The sequence below is a fragment of the Candidatus Egerieousia sp. genome, from assembly GCF_056211015.1.
Genome location: NZ_JBAELF010000108.1, coordinates 1 through 2,707, shown reverse-complemented (window position 1 = coordinate 2,707; position 2,707 = coordinate 1). Strand labels below are relative to the sequence as shown.

Here is a 2,707-nt window from a genome sequence, read left to right as displayed (position 1 = left end):
CAGGGTTCATAGCCTGTGATCCGTTCGAACTTATTGAAAACGTAATAAACAACAACGATCAAATCAAAGCAGTGAAGCTAGCCTTCGACCGGCTCGATCTGGCCGGAGCAGCGGCCTGAATCACTTGCGAAACTTGAGTTAAATAATTCCATATGAGAACATTTAAATCATTAATGCTGATGGCGGCGGCCATCAGCATTTTTGCAGGATGCTGCAATAACAGGAGCGCTTCTGAGAAGTATTATCAGTCACTGCCTGATGAAAAGGCTTTTGACGCACTTTGCCAGAGAGCCATCGACGAGTGGAAAGTACCGGGAATGGCCGTTGGCGTTGTAAAGGATGGAAAGGTTGTGTTCCTCAAGGGATTCGGCAACTCTGTCCTTGAAGATTCACTGAACCAGGCTGCGCCTGTAACTCCGCAGACAAAGTTCATTCTTGCATCAACCAGCAAGGCGTTCACCAGCGCCCTGCTTGCCAATGTAATGGACGAATACCCTGAAATCAAATGGGATGCCCCGGTAAGGAACTATCTCCCTGATTTCAAACTTTATGACAAATGGGCTACTGAAGAGTTCCAGGTAAGGGACATAATGTGCCACAGGACAGGTTTTGAAGGGAATGCCCTTGACGGCTGTCCTTTCTTTGGTTTTGACCGCGACGGTATGGTAAAGCTTTTCGCCTCAATCAAGCCAAGCTACAGTTTCAGGACCACCTACGGTTATAACAACGAAATGTTCAGCGTTGCCGCACAGATCATTGAGAAATACACAGGCAAATGCTGGGAGGACGCTCTGGCGGAAAGAATCTACAAGCCTCTGAAAATGAACAACTCCACAACAGTAAAATACGCTTTCTGGGATGACTCGCTCTTTAACAATGGTATTCTTGCCCATCCATACGCAATGTCAAAGGCCGAAGGGGCCAATGAAATAAAGCTCACCAGAAGGGATGACCGTCAGGGTGGCTGGATATGGCTCAATGCTGTTGCTCCTGCAGCCGCTGTTGTCACCACCGCCGAGGATATGACCCACTGGGTTATGATGCACATGAATCATGGAGTGTTCGAGGGTGATACCGTTGTGAGCGAGGCTAATCACAAGATGCTCTGGACCCCTCAGACCATAACCGATTACAGCGAGGATGCAATGGAGGCATACGGTCAGGCATGGACCATAGAGCAGAACAATCGCGGACGCTACATCAGACACTCAGGCCTTGCATACGGTTACACGACTCTGGTTGGATTCGTTCCTGACCTGAATCTCGGATTCGTATTCCTTACCAACAATGGTACCACAGGCGCTCCACAGGCAGCCATTGCCCGTGACCTCATAGATATGTACTATGGTGTCAAGCATCCTGAGAACTATCAAAAGGCATGGGAGTCATTCACCGGCTATCTTTTCAAGGAAAGAGAGCCTGAAGTTGAGCCTGCAGTTGATTCCATAGCTCCACTTGATAACAAGGCATACGTTGGCGAATACAAGCTGGACGATGTATGGGGTCCTGCAAAGGTTTATATGCAGAACGATACCCTGTTCTTCAGCGTAAGGGAGGTTAACGCTCCTCTCCGCCACAAGAACGGCAACACCTTCCTCTTCACAGTACCTGGCGAGTGGGCCGACTTCTATGAACTTTCTTTCACTGCCGATGGTAACAAAGTCAAATCACTGAGCTTTGACACCGGCGATCCTTTCGGAGAGTTTGTGAAGGTGAAATAAGTTTATAACATTTTTGTTACTCGAATACAGGGCCATTAAACGTTGAGCGGAATCAGTCAAAGCTGAGTGGCTATATACACTGAAAATTATAAGCCGGATATTGAAATGATTGAAATAATCGTTAGGATTATTGAAATATTATTATACCTTTGCGCAAAACCCGAAAGGGATTCTACGATTATAAAGTTCTATAAATTAAAGGATTACAAGTATGTATTGGACACTGGAACTTGCATCCAAACTTGAGGATGCACCTTGGCCTGCAACCAAGGACGAATTGATTGACTACGCTACACGTTCAGGCGCTCCACTTGAAGTGATTGAGAACCTCGAAGACTTGGAGGACGACGGAGAAACATACGACAGCATAGAGGAAATCTGGCCCGACTACCCAAGCAAGGAGGACTTCTTCTTCAACGAGGAGGAGTATTAAGAGTCTATAGTAGACTTAAATATCTTATAATCAATCGGATGAACAAATTGAATTTGTTTGTCCGATTGTTATTTTACCCGTTTCTCATACTTGATTTGAACGCAAAATGTGCTGAAAAACGCTGAAAATACACAGAAAAACGCGTTTGTTTGCAGAATTGGTGGCTGCAAACGAAATTGTGCAAACGAGAGGAGCTAATCCTAATGATGTGAAATACAAGAGATTACAAAAGAAATAATGAAATTTTCGTTTGCAGTTTCGTTTGCGGATTCGTTTGCAGAAATGATGGTTTAAGTTTTATGCACTCAAATGTATAGATATTTTTCAATTTTGTGCACTTTGTTTCGTGTAATTTCTCATCTTTGACACTTCACTTTTGAGATATCGAAGCCCCAGACCGCTGTATTAGCGATTTGGGGCTTCTCTGATTTTACAATTTTGTAGCTATTTCTACTCCCTGTCCTCTTTTGCCTGATTATTTTTCGTATCGTTGATGATTTTTTTCATTTTCTGCTTTGAGACTATCTGCGTGTCGGTTCTGAAGCCTGCGGAG

At 44.7% G+C, this 2,707-nt stretch carries 2 protein-coding genes; both read left to right on the top strand.

Features of this window, described 5'->3' with window-relative positions:
• The first annotated feature begins 152 nt into the window (after positions 1-152).
• The gene (locus AC06L3_RS07485; protein ID WP_475669996.1) at positions 153-1,721 is read left to right on the top strand and encodes a serine hydrolase domain-containing protein; all 1,569 of its coding nucleotides are present in this window, start codon (positions 153-155) and stop codon (positions 1,719-1,721) included.
• A 211-nt stretch (positions 1,722-1,932) separates the two neighbouring features.
• Complete coding sequence (locus AC06L3_RS07480; RefSeq protein WP_475669995.1) at positions 1,933-2,154, top strand: DUF2795 domain-containing protein; 222 nt, start codon at positions 1,933-1,935, stop codon at positions 2,152-2,154.
• Positions 2,155-2,707 lie beyond the last annotated feature (553 nt).

What these genes read in the sequence shown, in the direction of transcription:
- AC06L3_RS07485 (WP_475669996.1), top strand. Translation starts at nt 153, where the DNA reads ATGAGAACATTTAAATCATTAATGCTGATGGCGGCGGCCATCAGCATT.
- AC06L3_RS07480 (WP_475669995.1), top strand. Translation starts at nt 1,933, where the DNA reads ATGTATTGGACACTGGAACTTGCATCCAAACTTGAGGATGCACCTTGG.